This window comes from Streptosporangium sp. NPDC006007 (assembly GCF_040614315.1).
Classification (GTDB): Bacteria; Actinomycetota; Actinomycetes; order Streptosporangiales; family Streptosporangiaceae; genus Streptosporangium.
In genome coordinates, this window is record NZ_JBEXUG010000007.1 from 100,835 (window position 1) to 116,550 (window position 15,716).

At 70.3% G+C, this 15,716-nt stretch carries 10 protein-coding genes; 3 read left to right on the top strand and 7 right to left on the bottom strand.

What is annotated here, in order from left to right; genetic code table 11:
- The first annotated feature begins 88 nt into the window (after nt 1-88).
- Genes ABZ194_RS08190 through ABZ194_RS08200 form a run of 3 tightly spaced genes read left to right on the top strand, consistent with a single transcriptional unit; the run spans nt 89 to nt 5,484 of the window.
- Nucleotides 89-1,123, top strand: a complete 1,035-nt coding sequence (locus ABZ194_RS08190) for a DUF559 domain-containing protein (protein WP_355593676.1) — start codon at nt 89-91, stop codon at nt 1,121-1,123.
- A gap of 3 nt (nt 1,124-1,126) precedes the next feature.
- Complete coding sequence (locus tag ABZ194_RS08195; protein WP_355593678.1) at nt 1,127-2,101, top strand: hypothetical protein; 975 nt, start codon at nt 1,127-1,129, stop codon at nt 2,099-2,101.
- Nucleotides 2,098-5,484 (top strand): DUF87 domain-containing protein, encoded by a 3,387-nt coding sequence (locus tag ABZ194_RS08200; protein WP_355593680.1) that lies wholly within the window; start codon nt 2,098-2,100, stop codon nt 5,482-5,484. The genes ABZ194_RS08195 and ABZ194_RS08200 overlap by 4 nt, the downstream gene beginning before the upstream one ends.
- A gap of 170 nt (nt 5,485-5,654) precedes the next feature.
- On the opposite strand, the gene ABZ194_RS08205 is transcribed toward ABZ194_RS08200, so the two are convergent.
- The 7 genes from ABZ194_RS08205 to ABZ194_RS08235 form a co-directional block, all read right to left on the bottom strand.
- Nucleotides 5,655-7,049, bottom strand: coding sequence for a helix-turn-helix transcriptional regulator (locus tag ABZ194_RS08205; protein ID WP_355593682.1), 1,395 nt, complete (start codon nt 7,047-7,049; stop codon nt 5,655-5,657).
- Between the two features lie 219 nt (nt 7,050-7,268).
- Entirely contained in the window at nt 7,269-9,530 is a 2,262-nt protein-coding gene (locus ABZ194_RS08210; protein ID WP_355593684.1) for a Xaa-Pro dipeptidyl-peptidase, read from the bottom strand.
- A 389-nt stretch (nt 9,531-9,919) separates the two neighbouring features.
- Nucleotides 9,920-10,888, bottom strand: a complete 969-nt coding sequence (locus ABZ194_RS08215) for an ABC transporter ATP-binding protein (RefSeq protein ID WP_355593686.1) — start codon at nt 10,886-10,888, stop codon at nt 9,920-9,922.
- A complete protein-coding gene (locus tag ABZ194_RS08220; RefSeq protein WP_355593688.1) occupies nt 10,885-11,919 on the bottom strand; it encodes an ABC transporter ATP-binding protein in 1,035 nt (344 codons plus the stop codon). The genes ABZ194_RS08215 and ABZ194_RS08220 overlap by 4 nt, the downstream gene beginning before the upstream one ends.
- Nucleotides 11,920-11,942: 23 nt before the next feature.
- The gene (locus ABZ194_RS08225) at nt 11,943-12,923 is read right to left on the bottom strand and encodes an ABC transporter permease (protein ID WP_355593690.1); all 981 of its coding nucleotides are present in this window, start codon (nt 12,921-12,923) and stop codon (nt 11,943-11,945) included.
- A gap of 64 nt (nt 12,924-12,987) precedes the next feature.
- Nucleotides 12,988-13,932, bottom strand: a complete 945-nt coding sequence (locus ABZ194_RS08230) for an ABC transporter permease (RefSeq protein ID WP_355593692.1) — start codon at nt 13,930-13,932, stop codon at nt 12,988-12,990.
- A gap of 64 nt (nt 13,933-13,996) precedes the next feature.
- Entirely contained in the window at nt 13,997-15,685 is a 1,689-nt protein-coding gene (locus tag ABZ194_RS08235) for an ABC transporter substrate-binding protein (protein ID WP_355593694.1), read from the bottom strand.
- Nucleotides 15,686-15,716: the final 31 nt, after the last annotated feature.

The following is a 15,716-nucleotide window of genomic DNA, read 5'->3' on the forward strand; positions in this document are numbered from 1 at the left end:
GATTGCGCTGTCGATAGACCCGCTCCCCGAGGACGCACCGGCGATTGTCACATACTTCGCGGACGGCGCACGCTCCGCCGGGGAAATGGTGACCTCGGTACTGGGCGAACTGGAAAGAGCCGCCATCGGCCTGTTTCCGGCCTGGCTGCCGGGCGCGGAGAACATCGGCGTACCGGGGGGCGCAGGGGCGCGGGCCGTACGGGTCCTCGCCCGGCAGATGGCGTCGGTGACCGGCCACTTCGGCCCCTTCCTCGCCGAACTGGCCGAACTGTCCCTCCGTACCGCCGAACCGCCCCGCCGCACCGTCGGACCGTCCCGCCGCGGTACCGGACCGTCTCTCTGTACCGCCGAGCCGCCCCGCCGCACCGTCGGACCGTCCGTCCACGACGCCGGGCCCTCCCACCGCGGCGCCGGGCCGTTCACGGTGGAGGGGGCGAGCCGCGCCGCCGGGTTCGCCCCGGAGGTGCGCGCCGCCGGTCTGGCCCGCGTGCTCGCCGCCAGCTTCGGCCGTCCGCACACGTCGGTCCTGGTACGGGTGCCCGACGGCCTGTCCGCGGCGGAGGAGGAGGTGCTCGTCGCGGGGTGCGAGTGGCTGGCGCACCGTGGCGAGCTCGGAGTCTGGCTCACGGGTGCCCCGCTGACGGCCGTCGACCGGGTGGAGGCGATGACCGTACGGCTGCCCGCCGAGGTGACGAGCCTCGCCCGGGACACGGCGGGGTCACCGTCCGACGCCCGGACGGCATCCGCCGTCGCCTATCCGGCCGTCGCCGGGCTGCCGCATCCGGCGAGCGGCGCCGAGCAGGCGCTGGAGGCGGCCCTGGCCCGATACCACTGGGCGGCGGGGCGGGCGTGGAACCAGACCCACCGGTCGCACCCGCTCACCAACCCCATCCGGGTGGATCTGCTCTGGCACGACGAACGGTGCGTCGTCGAGATCGACGGTCCCGAGCACCGCGCCCCGCTCATGTTCGCCGCGGACCGGCGACGGGACGTGCAACTCCAGCTGGACGGTTACGCCGTACTGCGTTTCACCAATGAACAGGTCCTGACCGACACCGAAACAGTGGTCCACCAGATAATGCGGCTCCTTCGGAACCGCCGCCTTGGAACGTTGGAAGGATGAATCATGCCTGATAGAGCGCTGTCACTCCCCGAGGTCTCCGCTCTTGTGGTGTTGATGGTAGAGGCGCGGGAGGTTTCCAATCCCGAGCTCAAGGCACGCTACGGCCTGACCCTCGACGGAAAGGCACGCCTGCGGATGAACGACCTGAAACTGGTCGACAGCTGGAAGCAGGGACGGGCTTACGTGCACATGTTGACCGACGCCGGGTGGGCGCGTCTGGCCGAGGAGTTCCAGACGGGAACGGTCCCCGCGCCGACGGGTTCGGCCGGAGCCATGATTCGCGCCCTCTGGACCGGGCTTCAGGGCTTCCTGGAGCGGACCGACCACCGGCTGGCCGACGTCTTCCAGCCGCGCGACGTCTCGGCCTCCCCTACCTCGACCGAGCCCGCCCCGACCCCCGAGCCGGTCACGCCCCCCGAGCCGGCCCCGGCACCGGTGCCCGCCACGGCGGCCGAGCCCGAGCCGACGCCCGAGCCGGTCACGTTGTCCCAGCCTGTCACGACGTCCCAGCCTGTCACGGCGTCCCAGCCGATCACGGCGCTCAACTCGGAGCCGGAGCGCGAGCCGATCACGATGACCCAGCCGACAGCGGAGCCCGGACCCGTCGCGGCGCTCATGCCCGCATCGGAGCCGGGGTCGGTCATGGCGACCGGGCCGACGCCGGAGACGGAGACGGAGACGGTAGCCGGGCCCGCGCCGGGACCGGAGACGGAGACGGACATCGAGGTGCGCGTCCGCGTCGCTTACAGCGAACTGGCCGGGGAACCCGGCACCTGGGTGAGCCTCACCAGGCTCCGCCCGCTGCTGGGCGACGTGTCCAGAGCGGAGGTCGACGACATGCTCAGGCGGATGAACCGCATGCCGGACGTGAACATCGTCCCCGAGTCGAACCAGAAGACTCTCACCCAGCAGGACCGGGAAGCGGCGGTGACCATCGGCGACCAGGACAAGCATCTGCTCTCGATCGGCGTGCGATGACAGGCCGGGAGCTGGAGGCGCTGGCCACGCTCAAACTCAACTACGCCCAGGTGCCCGACGACGTGTGGCGCCCCGCGCGGTTCCACGTGGAGGGGCTGCACCGGCACACCGCGCACGTGCTCCTCGGCGGCCTGGCCGAGGCCGGAGAGAGTCAGGACGCGAGCCCGATCGGCGTGGTCGTCCAGGGACAGCGAGGCACCGGCAAGACCCACCTGCTCGGCTGGGTGCGGGAGAGGGTGCAGCAGGACGGCGGATACTTCTTCCTGGTGAGCCTGCTGGACGCCAAGGGCTTCTGGGAGAGCACCGTGGTGTCCATGCTCGACAGCCTGTCCCGCGAGCAGGGCGACGGAAAGAGCCAGCTCACCCTCCTGCTGGAACGCCTGTCGACGCTGACCGACGTGCCGAGGATGGTACGGCGCGCGGTGGCGGGAAACTCGACGCTGTCGAGGCCGGCCCTCGACACCTTCATCGAGGCGCTGCGCCGGTTCAACAAGTCGGTCGGCCGGGACAGCCAGGACACCGCCAGGGCCCTGGTGCTGCTCGCGTCCGACGACCTGAGCGCGCAGGACGTCGGGGAGTCCTTCCTGTCCTCGATGCCCGAGGAGGAGCCGGGCGAGCGGGCGCGGTGGGGGATACGGCATGTCCAGAAGTCGCCCCAGGAGATCGTCAGGGACCTGTCACGTCTGCTCGCCCTCACCGGGCCGTCCGTCGTCGCGATCGACCAGATCGACCTGGTTATCGCGCAGTCCTCGATCTCCACCGCCGACAGCGCCGTCCCGGACTGGCGGGAGTCCCTCATCATCGAGCGGATCGCGGGCGGTCTGATGTCGCTGCGGGAGGTCACCCGCCGGACGCTGACGGTCGTCTCGTGCATCCCGGCGAGCTGGATCCTCATCGAGAAGTTCGCCACCGACACCGTCCGCGACCGGTTCCGGCAGACGCTCCAGCTCAAGACGATCCCCGACGCCGACACCGGTCGTGCCCTGATCGAGAAGCGGTTCGAGGAGCGGTTTCGCAAGATCGGCTTCGAGCCGCCCTATCCGACGTGGCCGGTCAGACCGTCCGCGTTCGACCTCGCCCCCGACTTCACCCCCCGGCAGCTGCTGATCAAGATTGACGGCCACATCCAGTCGTGCCTGTTCAACGGCGAGATCGAGGAGCTGGAGCATCTGGACAACCCCGCGGTGGCACGGCCGGGTCCCCCTACCGGGTCGTCGGAGGTGCCCGCGCCGGATCTCACCGCTCTGGACACCCGGTTCGCGGAGCTGCGGGAGGCCGCGGACGTGACCGCGCTCCTCACCCCCGCCACCGAGGACACCGTGATGCCGGCGCTGCTGTCCGCGGGGCTCACCGCCTGGATCGCCGGACTGGGCGAGGCCGGACGGACGTTCAGCCAGGATCCCGCGCCCAGTTCGAAGCCGCCCCTGCACGCGCGCCTGCGGCAGAGCCTGGACGAGGCCACCGAGGACGAGGCGCACTGGGGTTTTCGCGCGATCACCACCGAGAACGCCAACGCCGCGCTCAACCGGCTGCGCAGCGCCTCGGTGGCGGCTGGCCTGAACGCCGAGGTCTCCAAGCGGCGGCTGTTCCTGCTGCGGAACACGCCCTGGTCGAAGGGGCCCCGCACGCGGGAGGCCGTCGAGGCGTTCGAGCAGGCGGGCGGCAGGGTCCTGTCCGTGGACGACGAGGACCTCGCGACGCTCGCGGCGCTCCGGGACCTGCTCGCCGAGAACCCGCCGAATCTGCGGGCGTGGCTCGCCGACCGCAGACCGGCCGGTGACGTCAAGGTGCTCGGCGAGGCGCTCGGCGACGTGCGCACCGTTCCCGCGCCTGCCGCTTCGGGTGAGCGCGCCGTTCCCGAGGCGCGTACCGTTGTTCCCGGCGACGTTCCCGGCGAGCGACGTGACCACAGCGCTCCCCGCGGACGGCCCGGCCAGGACGAACCCCCGGCACGGGCCGGCCAGGACATGTCCCCGGCGCAGGCCGACCAGGACGCGGTGCCCTCACAGGCCGACCGGGACGCGGTGCCCCCGACACAACCCGAGCAGGCCCCGGCGCCCCCGGCGCCCCCGGCGCAGCCCGGCCGGCTCGTCCGGCAGGGCATGCTCTCGGCTCGGCAGCCCTCTCCGGCGAAGTCCGGCGCGGGGCGCGGGCCGTACATCACGCTCGGCAGGGCGATCACCAACGACACGTCCGTCAGCGTCGAGTTGGAGTCGCTCCGCAAGCACATCACGATCTTCGCCGGATCCGGGTCGGGGAAGACCGTGCTCATCCGGAGCCTGGTCGAGAAATGCGCGCTCCAGGGTGTCTCCGCCATCGTGCTCGACCCCAACAACGACCTGGCGCGGCTGGGGGACGCGTGGCCGGCGCCGCCGCCGTACTGGGAGGCCGGCGACGCGGCGCGGGCCGAGGAGTATCTGGCCGGCACCGACGTCGTGGTCTGGACCCCCCGGCGGGGCGCGGGGCGCCCGCTCAGCTTCCAGCCGTTACCCGACTTCGCGAGCGTCGTCGACGACGCCGACGAGTTCCGCGAGGCGGTGGAGGTCGCCGTCGCGTCCATCGTGCCGAGGACGAAGCTCGACGCGAAGACGAACAAGGCCCACCTGGGGCAGGCGGTGCTCCGCGAGGCGCTCACGCACTACGGGCGGCGGGGCGGGACGGGCCTCAAGGGTCTCATCGAGCTGCTGTCGGCGCTGCCTGACGGGGTGAGCGAGCTGGGCGGCGCGGAGCGGATCGGCGCCGACCTGGCCCAGATCCTGACCGCGGCCATGGTCAACGACCCGCTGTTCGGCGGCGACGGCGCGCCGGTGGACCCCGGTCTGCTGCTGACTCCCGCGCCGGGGAAGAGGGCGCGGATCTCGGTGGTCAACCTCGCCGGTCTGCAGTCGGACGACCAGCGGCAGAGCTTCGTCAACCAGCTGCAGATGGCCCTGTTCGCCTGGATCAGGAGGAATCCGGCGGGCGACCGGCCGCTGGGCGGGCTGTTCGTGATGGACGAGGCGCAGACGTTCGCGCCGTCCGGCGCGATGACCGCCTGCACGCAGAGCACGCTGGCGCTGGCCTCCCAGGCCCGTAAGTACGGCCTCGGCCTGGTGTTCGCGACCCAGGCGCCGAAGGGGCTGCACAACCGGATCCCGGGAAACGCCGCGACCCAGTTCTTCGGCCTGCTGAACAGTCCGGCCCAGATCACCGCCGCGAGGGAGATGGCGCAGGCCAAGGGCGGCGATGTCTCCGACATCTCACGGCTGACCTCGGGCCAGTTCTACACGGCCGTCGAGGGGAGGCCGTTCGTGAAGGTGCGGATCCCCATGTGCCTGAGCCACCACCCCAAGGACCCGCTCACCGTCGAGGAGGTCATGGACAGGGCGAGAAACTCCTCGTAGACCGGCTGCCCGGCCCGCCGGCCGGGACTCCGGGTGGTGGAGGGGTCTTCCCACCGGGCGGTGCCGGCCGGGGCCGGGCCCCGGTGAATGAGGAAAAGCCACGGCAGCGGCGGACCGCCTCCACCGCCCGGCGGGCCGGACCCGGTGAACAGGGAGGTCCATCGTGCCGGTCAGCCGCTCTTGTCCCGGATCAGCTCACCGAGATCGCGCACCTCGGGCGTCGCGTCCCACAGGCCCGTCAGCCGGGTCTGGAGGCCGTGCAGCTCCTTGGTGATCGTGATGCGGAGTGCCGGCATCGCCTCGGCCAGCACGCTCCGGGCGGTGGCGACCGCCTCGTCCACCTGCCCGGCGCAGGCGTAGGTGTCGGCCAGGCGCAGTGTCAGGAGCACCCGTGTCGGGTGCATCCGGCTGGGAAGGCAGGCCAGCGAGCTGCGGGCCGCGCTCACCGCCCGCCGGGCGACCGCGCGGTCGCCGGTCAGCACCGCGATGTCACGCAGCGCGCCGGCGGCGCACGACTCGACCCGCAGGAGTCCCTCGCCGCCGGTCAGCCACGGAGCCTCCGCGCGGTCCCGCGTGTCGAGGCGGACGAGGTGCTCCCTGGCGAGGGTGATGTGCCGCTCGAACTCGTGCAGGTCGCCGGAGAGCGCGTGGCTGCGCGCCTCGTACAGCCGGGCCATGGTCAGGATCCAGCGGCGGGTGGGGTCGGCGGCGCCCAGCGCGCGGGTGTACACGCGCATGGTCTGCGCGTCGCGTTCGATCCGCGCGAGTACGCTCATGTCGCAGAGCAGCGCGACCCGTGCCGTGATGTCCCCGGACACCTCCGCCCACGTGATCCCGTGGTGGTACCAGGCCATGCCCAGGCCGTTCTGTCCTCTCAGCACCCGCAGCCATCCGGCGAGCTGGGCGTAGTGGGCGGCGAGGCGCAGCAGCACGTGGCAGGGTGACGGCCGCACGTCGTCGGCCCATCGCACGATCGCGTGCAGGGTCCGCTCCACCGGGACGACGATGTCGACGAGGGTCTGCTCCACGTTCATCCGCGTGTAGGACGCCAGCAGCGCGGTCAGCCCGTGCACGGTGTCGGCGTCGGGCTGGGTCGTACGGTGGCCGGACCGGCCTCGCCTCGCCGGATCGAGGTCGGTGGTGAGCATCTGCTCGGCGGGGGGCACCGCGCAGCCGGCGGTGCCGTGCATCGGGCAGGGCAGCCCGTTCGCCGGCAGGCGGGCCGGCCAGCCGACGAGGATCGGGGCGCCGGCGCCTTCGCCGCCCCTGCCGGTATCGGGCATGGGGACCATCAGCCGGCCGCCGGCCAGGGTGACGCCGGAGGGGCCGTCGAGCCCGCTTCCCCGGTCGCCGATCGCCCGCGCCCAGATCGCGGCCAGCTCGCCTCCGGTGCCGAACAGCTCGTCGACCTGGACCGGCAGGTCCGCCGACGGTCCTCGAAAGCCCTTCTCCAGCTTGCTGATGTGACTGTGGTGGTATCCCAGCCGCAGGCCGAGCTGGACCTGGGTCAGTCCGGAGCGCCGGCGCCAGAATCTCAGCCGCCTGCCGAACTCCGTCCAGGACACGGGGCTTTTCTCAGAAGTGACATCCATGAGTCCTCTCTCGGCCAACCGAATGTGCGGGGAGCCTAACGTCGGCCGTCAAAAAACCATAGATCTTGAAGTTAGGCGAATTATCAGGAAAGAAAATGAGGATTAATGTGCCGGCCACCTCGGCGAACAGAGTGTCCGTCCATCGGAGGGGAAGGGCCGGGCGCCGCCCCCGGCCCTTCCCCGGGGTCGTCTCTACGGTCTGGTCAGGCCCAGCGTGAAGTTTCCCGATCCGCGGCGGGAGAGCACGCGGTAGCGGTAGTACCCGGCCGTGCTGGTGTAGCTGATCATCTCGTCCGAGGTCGGCGAGGTGGATTTGGCGACGGTCGTCCAGGCCGAGCCGTTCCGCCTCTGCAGGTACAGCTCGAAGTCGGTGCCGGCCGCGCCGCTCAGGCAGGCGCGGTGGACACCCCAGGCCGTCGACTGGTATCCGCCCTCACCGGGCAGGTAGGCGCCGGCCCCGGCCGTCAGGCTTCCGGTGTGGTACGTCCGGTGACCGGGGCAGACGGTCGGCCCGGACGTGGGGGTGGGGGTGGGGGTGAGCGTGGGGTTGGGGCTGGGGTTCGGGACGGGGCCGTCGGGCATACCCGACAGCGGCACGGTGAGGGTGCTCAGGGAGGGCGCGACCGTGAGCCGGGTGCCGCCGAGCGGGCGGAGGGTGTACTCGTAGTCGGTCGAGACGACGACCAGCCCGATACGGCGGCCCGCCGCGAAGACGTAGTCCTTGGGCTGCATGCCGAAGCGCATGACGTACTCCTGGCCCTGCACCACCTTCTCGCCGGCCGAGGCGCCGGCGCGGTTCTGCGGGTCGAGCCAGCCGCGGGTGACGATGACGGGTGCGGACGTGCCGCCCTCGGGGCCGTAGTCGACCAGCAGCGCGGTCAGGTTGGCGTCACCTCGGTTGTCCACCGCCGCCCGCAACTCCACCTTCGGGACGCCGGACAGCCGCACGGCCGTGGTCAGCGGGGCCGACCGGTAGACCAGGCGGTTGCCGTTCGCGCCGTCCGGGTTCGCGACCAGGGAGTCCGCACGGTAGGTGGCGCCCTGGTCCACGAAGGTCTGCCGGATCTCGCCGGCGGTGGCGGCCGTGGACAGCTCCCCGGGCGCGGTGGCCGAGGTGGCGCCGAGACGGAACACGATCTGCCTGGCGGAGGGGTCCGGCCAGTCGGTGTACTGCCGCCACGAACCGTCGGCGTACTGCACGTCGGCCTTCGGCTCGTTCAGGATCCCGTTGTCCACCCCCTTGAGGAAGTAGTCGAACCACCGGCCCACCTCCGACCGGTAGTCCGGCCGCGACGCCGTACCGTGGCCGTCCTTGTGCAACCAGATCTTGCGCGGCACGTTGTACCGCCGCAGCGCGTCCCACCACTGGGCGTAGTGCTGGCCCTTGACGTTCCAGTCGGAGTGGCCGTGGATGACGAAGACGCCGGCCTTGACCTTGGCGGCGTGCTGGACGTAGTCGCGGTCCTGCCAGAAGGCGGTCCTGTCACCGGTGACCCGGTCCTGGGCGGCCTCCAACGCGTTGATCTCGTCGTCGCAGCCGGTCCGGGCGACCACGCTGCGGGCCAGGACGTCGACGTCCTCCCCCTGGTAGCCGCCGGGCGCGACCACCAGTCCGTTGGCCCGGTAGTAGTCGTACCAGCTGGAGATGGCCGAGATCGGCACGATGGCCTTCAGCCCCTCGACGCCGGTCGCCGCCGCCATGTTCGCCAGCGAACCGTCGTAGGAGACGCCGATCATGCCGACCTGGCCGGTGCTCCACGTCGCGGTCACCGCCCGCCCTGAGGGGTCGAACCCTCGGGCCCGCCCGTTGAGCCAGTCGACGACGGCCGTGGCTCCCAGCGCCTCGTTCATGTCACCGCTGGTGGGGCACCCCTCGGAGGCGCCGCTGCCGATGCTGTGGCCAAGCACGACGGCATAGCCGCGCGGTATGAAGTAGTCGTCGTACCAGCCGGGCAGGTCGGGGACAGGCCGGTTGACAGCCGTGTCGGGGGTGTCTTGGGGGCGGAGCCGCGTCCCGTCGAACAGACGCTCCTGGGGCAGCCGATCGACGGTGACACCGTGGTTGGCGACGTTGTTGAGCCCGGTGCGGTACGGGCTCTGCTCGAAGACGACCGGTACGAGCCCGCCGCCCGGCGGACGGGAGATGTCGACGGCGACCCGGTCGGGCCGCCCGTCGTGGTCGGTGTCCACCGTGGTCTCGACGTACACGCGCTCCTCGATCGGAGCGGCGGCGATCCGGGCTGTGCTGTTCTGCGGGGTGCCGTTCTGCGGGGTGCTGTTCTGAACGGTGCCGTTCTGGACGGTGCCGCTCCGCGGGGTACCGCTCTGGACGGTGCTCCGCTGAGCGGGGGCTTCGGTGATGACCTCGGCACCCGCCGCCCGCGCGGTGAGCGCGTGCGCACCGGTCGTGGCGGTCAGGGTCAGTAAGACGACGGCTCGGGAAATGCCTCGCATGTCGTTCCTATGGGGATTGGAGGGGAGACCCTCGTTGGTGGCGCACGAGCGTTCGATCTTGAACAGTCATGCGGCGATTGTCAAAAAAGTCAAGTGAGCGACGGCCGGGAACACCGCGGCTCAGCTCCGCCGAAGGCGCCGGGCGGGTTCGGTCGTTGTGAGAACACTGGATGAATGCGTGTCCGGAGCGGACCTGGGTTCACTCGGTTATTTCTCGCGTGCCGCGGAACGGCTCGTGTTCAATGCGCGGGTTCCGCGGCGGAACGGCGGAACGGCGAAGCCTCGGAACAACGGGAAAGGAGAAGGCGGAACGGCGCCGCGACGGCAGGTCGTCGCGGCGCCGTTCACTCTGCCGGGGCCGGATCGGACGCCGGGCGTCCGATCGGTGGTCATTCCTCTGGGAAGTGGCAGGCGACCTCGCGGCCACGCACGACCGTCGGCAGGGGCACCTCGACACGGCAGCGGTCCTGTGCCTTGTGACAGCGGGGGTTGAACGAGCAGCCGGGCGGCGGCGACGCGGGGCTGGGCGGGTCGCCCCGCAGCACGATCCGCTCCCGGGTGGCCTCCACATCGGGGTCCGGCACCGGCACCGCCGACAGCAGCGCCTTGGTGTACGGGTGTGCCGGATCGGTGTAGATCGCCTCGCGGTCGCCGACCTCGACGATCCTGCCGAGATACATGACCGCGATCCGCTCGCACATGTGCCGCACGACCGACAGGTCGTGCGCGATGAACAGGTACGCCAGATCGAACTCCGCCTTCAGGTCCTCCAGCAGGTTGACGATCTGAGCCTGGATGGAGACGTCCAGCGCCGACACCGGCTCGTCACAGATGATCAGCTTGGGCTTCGGCGCGAGCGCGCGGGCGATGCCGATGCGCTGCGCCTGACCGCCGGAGAACTCGTGCGGGTAGCGGTCGATATGCTCGGGCGACAGGCCCACCAGCTTCAGCAGCTCGATCACGCCTGCCCGGTCGAGCAGCCGGCGTGGCCCCGAGATGATCTGCTGGACGGTCTGCCGGGGGTTCAGCGACGCGAACGGATCCTGGAAGATCATCTGGATCTCGCCGCGGAGCGGCAGCATCTCACGCGGGCCGAGGTGGGTGATGTCCCGGCCGTCGAAGGAGACCGTGCCGGAGGTCGGCTCCAGCAGGCGCACGATCATGCGCCCCGTGGTGGACTTGCCGCAGCCGGACTCGCCGACCAGACCGAGTGTCTCCCCCGGCCGCAGGTCGAAGCTGACGCCGTCGACCGCCCGAATGCCACGTCCGCGCCGACCGGGAAAGGTCATCCGCAGATCCTGTACGGCGAGCAGCGCGTCGGTCGTGACCGGTCTGCCCCTTTCGACGAGCAGGCTCACTGGACCCCTCCGGGGAAATGGCAGGCGACCTTGTGCGTGGTCCCGATGAGCAGGGGGTGCTCCGCCGTACAGATCTCCGGGTTGTCCGAGGCGGCGAACGTGGCGCAGCGGGGATGGAACCGGCAGCCGGGCGGGGGCGTGAGCGGGGACGGGGGGCTGCCGGGGATCGCCCGTAGCCGTCCGTCGCCACCGTCCTCCGCCGCCCATCCGGCGCCGGGCACCGAGGCCAGCAGTCCCTGGGTGTAGGGATGGCTTGGAGACTTGAAGACGGTCCGCGCGGCGGCGTGCTCGGCGGTCCGCCCGCCGTACATCACCAGGACGTCGTCGGCGATCCGCGCGACCACTCCCAGGTCGTGCGTGATCATGATGACGGCCAGCCCGCGCTCCGCCTGGATGCGCGCGATGAGCTCCAGGATCTGCGCCTGGACCGTCACGTCCAGCGCTGTCGTCGGCTCGTCGGCGATGAGCAGGTCCGGCTCGCACGACAGCGCCATCGCGATCATGACGCGCTGGCGCATGCCGCCGGAGAACTGGTGCGGGTGCTCCCGGGCGCGACGGCGCGGTTCGGGGATGCCCACCTCGGCGAGCATCTCGACCGCGCGCTCGCGTGCGGCCTTGCGGGAGGTACGGCGGTGCAGCCGGTACGCCTCGGCGATCTGCTCGCCGACGGTGTAGAAGGGGTGCAGGGACGACAGCGGATCCTGGAAGATCATCGCCATTCTGCTGCCCCGGAGCTTCCGCAGCCGTTCGGCGGAGGCTCCGGCCAGCTCCTCACCGTCGAACACGATGGAGCCGCTGACGGAGGCGTTGCGGTGCAGGCCGAGAATGGCCAGCGATGACACCGACTTGCCCGATCCCGACTCACCGACGATGCCGAGCGTGCGGCCGCGGTCCACGTTGAAGGAGACCCCGTCGACCACCTGGACGGCGCCGAACGAGACCGAGAGATCCTTGACGTCGAGGATCGGACTGGCCTCCCGCTCGCCGCCCTCCGTCCGCCGCGCGGACGATCGCGTTCTCCGGTCGGTCATCTGGCTCACTGTGCCGGACTCGCTCACGAATACCTCACCCTGGGGTCGATCACGGCGTACACAAGGTCCACGGCCAGGTTGGCGAGCACGATGAAGAACGCCGCCAGCAGCGTGGTGCCGAGGATGACCGGCTGGTCCGACTTGACGATGCCGTCGTAGGCCAGCCGTCCGATGCCCGGCAGGCCGAACACCGTCTCAGTGATCATCGCTCCGGCGAGCAGACCGCCGAGGTCCATACCGAAGATCGTGACGATCGGGGTCATCGCGGCACGCATGCCGTGTTTGACGACGACGGTCCGCTCGGGCAGTCCCTTGGCGCGGGCGGTGCGGATGTACGGCTCGGCCATCGTCTCGATCATCTGAGCGCGGCTGAGTCTGGCGTACATCGCGGCGTACAGGGCGGCGAGCGTGACCCAGGGCAGGATCAGGTTGCTCGCCCAGGCCATCGGGTCTTCGGCCAGCTCGACATAGGCCGGGTAGGGAAGGATCTCGGTCACCCGGACCACGAACAGCAGCAGGAGCATGGCCACGAAGTAGACCGGCAGCGACGCCGACGTGAGAGTGGCGATCATCAGGCTCCGGTCCAGCGTGGTGCCCTGCCGCAGCGCGGAGATCACGCCGACGGTGAGGCCCACGATCAGCCAGAGCACGGCCGCGCCGATCGCGAGGGAGACGCTGGTGCCCAGCCGGTCGACCAGCAGGTCCCAGACCGGCAGGGAGTTCTGGTAGGAGAAGCCGAAACAGGGGAAGCCGCACTCGACGCCCGCTGCGAGCGTACGGCCGGCGAAGATGCCGACCACGTAGACGCCGAACTGCTCCCAGATCGGCCGGTCCAGTCCCATCTGGGCGCGCACCTCGGCGACCCGTTCCGGGGTGCAGGTCTTGCCACACGCCTGCAGGGCCGGATCGCTCGGCACGACGTAGAAGATGACGAAGGTCACCGCGCAGATCACCAGGAGGATTCCCGCGGCGGCCGCGAGCCTCTTGGACAGGTAGATGATCATGCGGTCTCCTTGGTCGGCCGCCCGGCCACGGCACCGTGCGGGCGGACGTTCTCACCTCGCTCGATCATCGGCTGCCCTTCGGGTCGATCGCGTCACGCAGGGCGTCACCGAAGAGGGTGAAGGCGAGCACGGTGAGGAACAGGCAGGTACCGGGGACGAGGAAGTACATCGGGTCGACCTCGTACCAGAGCATCGACTCCTGGATCATCTGTCCCCAGGAGGCGGTGGGCGGGCGCACACCGACACCGAGGAAGGACAGGGCCGCCTCGGTACCGATGTTGGTGGGGATCGCCAGGGTCGCGTAGACGAGGATCGGCGCGGTGAGGTTCGGCAGCATCTCGCGGAACAGGATCGAGGCGCCCATCGCGCCGCCGACGCGTGCGGCGTCGACGTACTCGCGGTGCTTGATGGTGATCGCCTGCCCGCGGACGATCCGGCCGATGTACGGCCAGCCGAACCCGCCCATGATGGCGACCAGCAGCAGCACCCGGTTGCCCTCGGGCATGACCGAGATCAGCGCGATCATGAAGATCAGGCTGGGGAAGGACATGAGCAGGTCCATCACCCGGCTGATCCCGGCGTCGACCCAGCCGCCGAAGTATCCGGCGAGCAGGCCGAGCACGGTGCCGACCGCCACTGAGACGATCATCGCGAGCACCGAGATGAGCAGCGAGATCTGCGCGCCGTACACGACCCGGCTGAAGATGTCGCGTCCGCTCACCGGCTCGACGCCGAGCCAGTGCTCGGCGCTGATCCCGCCGAGGATGCCCTTGGGCACCCCGGCCATTCTCTTGTCGACCGCGGTGGGATCGAAGTCGTAGGGCGACCAACCGTTGATCATGGTCAGCAGCGGTGCGGTGACCGCGATGAGCACGAACAGAACGATGATCACCATGCCGAACTTGGCGGCTCGGTCGCGGCGGATCCGATCCCAGATCACCCGCGAGGGCGACCGCCCGGTGGCCGCGGGGGCCACCGGGGAAGCCGCCGGTGTGGAGACCGTGGTCACTGCCTCTCCTTGCCCAACGGCTCGGTTCGTGACGGGAAAACGCTGAGACTGACGGTGAGCGCGCTCACTTCTGCTTCACACCCAGCGTCGCGTAGTCGAGCTGACCGGCCCAGACGGGGTGGCCGAAGGCGCCGGTGACGCCCTTGCCGACCAGGAGCGGCTTCTTCTTCCAGGCGAAGGGGATCGCGGGCGTCGCCTGCATGATCTGCTTGTCGAGCTCCACCCACGCCTTGTTGGCGGCCTCGCCGTCGGTCATGGCCTGGATCTCGTCGATCTTGGCCTGGACCGCCTCGTCCTTGAACTGCCAGACGTTGCCCGAGTTGCCCTTCTCGACGATGGTGCGGCCATCGAAGATCATCGGCAGGAAGGTGGCGCCGGACGGGTAGTCGGGGCACCAGCCGTAGGTGAACATGTCGGGCGTCTTGGCGGTGTCGCCGAGGGTGTCGTAGTAGACCGACGGGTCGACGGGGCTGAGCGTGACGTTGATCCCGGCCCGCTTGAGCCCGGACTGCGCGGCCTCGCCGATCGCCTTGTCACCGGTGGAGATGGTCATGCCGACGTCGAGCGTCTTGCCGGCCAGCAGCGCCTTGGCCTTCTCCACGTCGCCGGTGGCCGGAATGCCGTAGACGTCCTGCGCCTGGCCTCCGGACAGGGCCGGCGGCAGGTAGGCGGTGGCGATCTCGGTCATCTCGGGGCCGCCGCCGGCGGTCTGCAGCGCCTGCTTGTCCAGCGCGAACTGCACGGCCTGGCGCATCTTCGGGTCGTTGAACGGGGGCTTGCTGGTGTTGAAGCCGATCATGTCCGTGCAGCCGGAGATCTCGCTGACCATGCGGGCCTTGGTGTCCGGCTTGGGGAGGATCTTGGCGAGGCTGGCGGAGGTCACGTCGGAGTAGCTGATCGAGGTGTCGTCGTCGCCCCGGCTGTCGATGAGCCGGTCGTCGATGACGCTCTGACGGAGGCCCTGCTTGACCACGATCTTGTCCGGGTAGGCCTTGCGGACGGTGTCGGTGGCCGCGTCCCAGTGCTCGTTGCGGACCAGCACCAGCTCCTTGCCCCGGTCGTAGGTCTCGATCTTGTAGGGACCGGAGGAGAACGGCCGGTTGTCGTACTGCGCCCCGGCCTCCTTGGCCTTGGGCACCGGCGCGAAGGTGGGAAGCGTGACGGTGAAGGCGAACTCGGCGACGGGCCGCTTGAGCTTGAAGATGATCGTCTTGTCGTCGGGCGTCTCGATCGACTTGAGGCGCGCGCCCTTGAGCGGGCCCTTGTACTTGTCGGCGTCCGCCAGGTAGACCTGGGCGTAGTTGGGGCCGCCGGGCAGCTCGGGGGCGAAGGACCGCTCGACGTTGTACTTGATGTCGTCGGCGACGATCGGCGTGCCGTCCTCGTACTTCAGGCCGTCCTTCAGGGTGAACTTCCAGACCCTGCCCTCCTCGCTGGAGGTGCCCAGGTCGGTCGCCAGGTCGGGGACGATCTCGGCTCCTGCCGCACCGGGCTCCGACTTGAAGGTCGTCAGCGTGCGGTAGAGCAGACGGATACCGAAGTCCATCTGCGGCATCGTCCAGTTACGGGTCGGGTCCAGGTGGGAAAAGTCCTGGTTGGACAGGACCGTGAGCGTCCCACCCTTGGCCGGCGCATCGGAGACGGGCTTGCCGTCGGAGGCGGAAGGGGCTTCCTTCGCGCCCCCGCAGCCGGACAGTCCGATCACCAGCGCGGCGGCCAACAGGCCACCGGCGATCCTGGTCGTTCCAGACATCGCGTCACTCCACGTGTTGAGGGGGGGAACT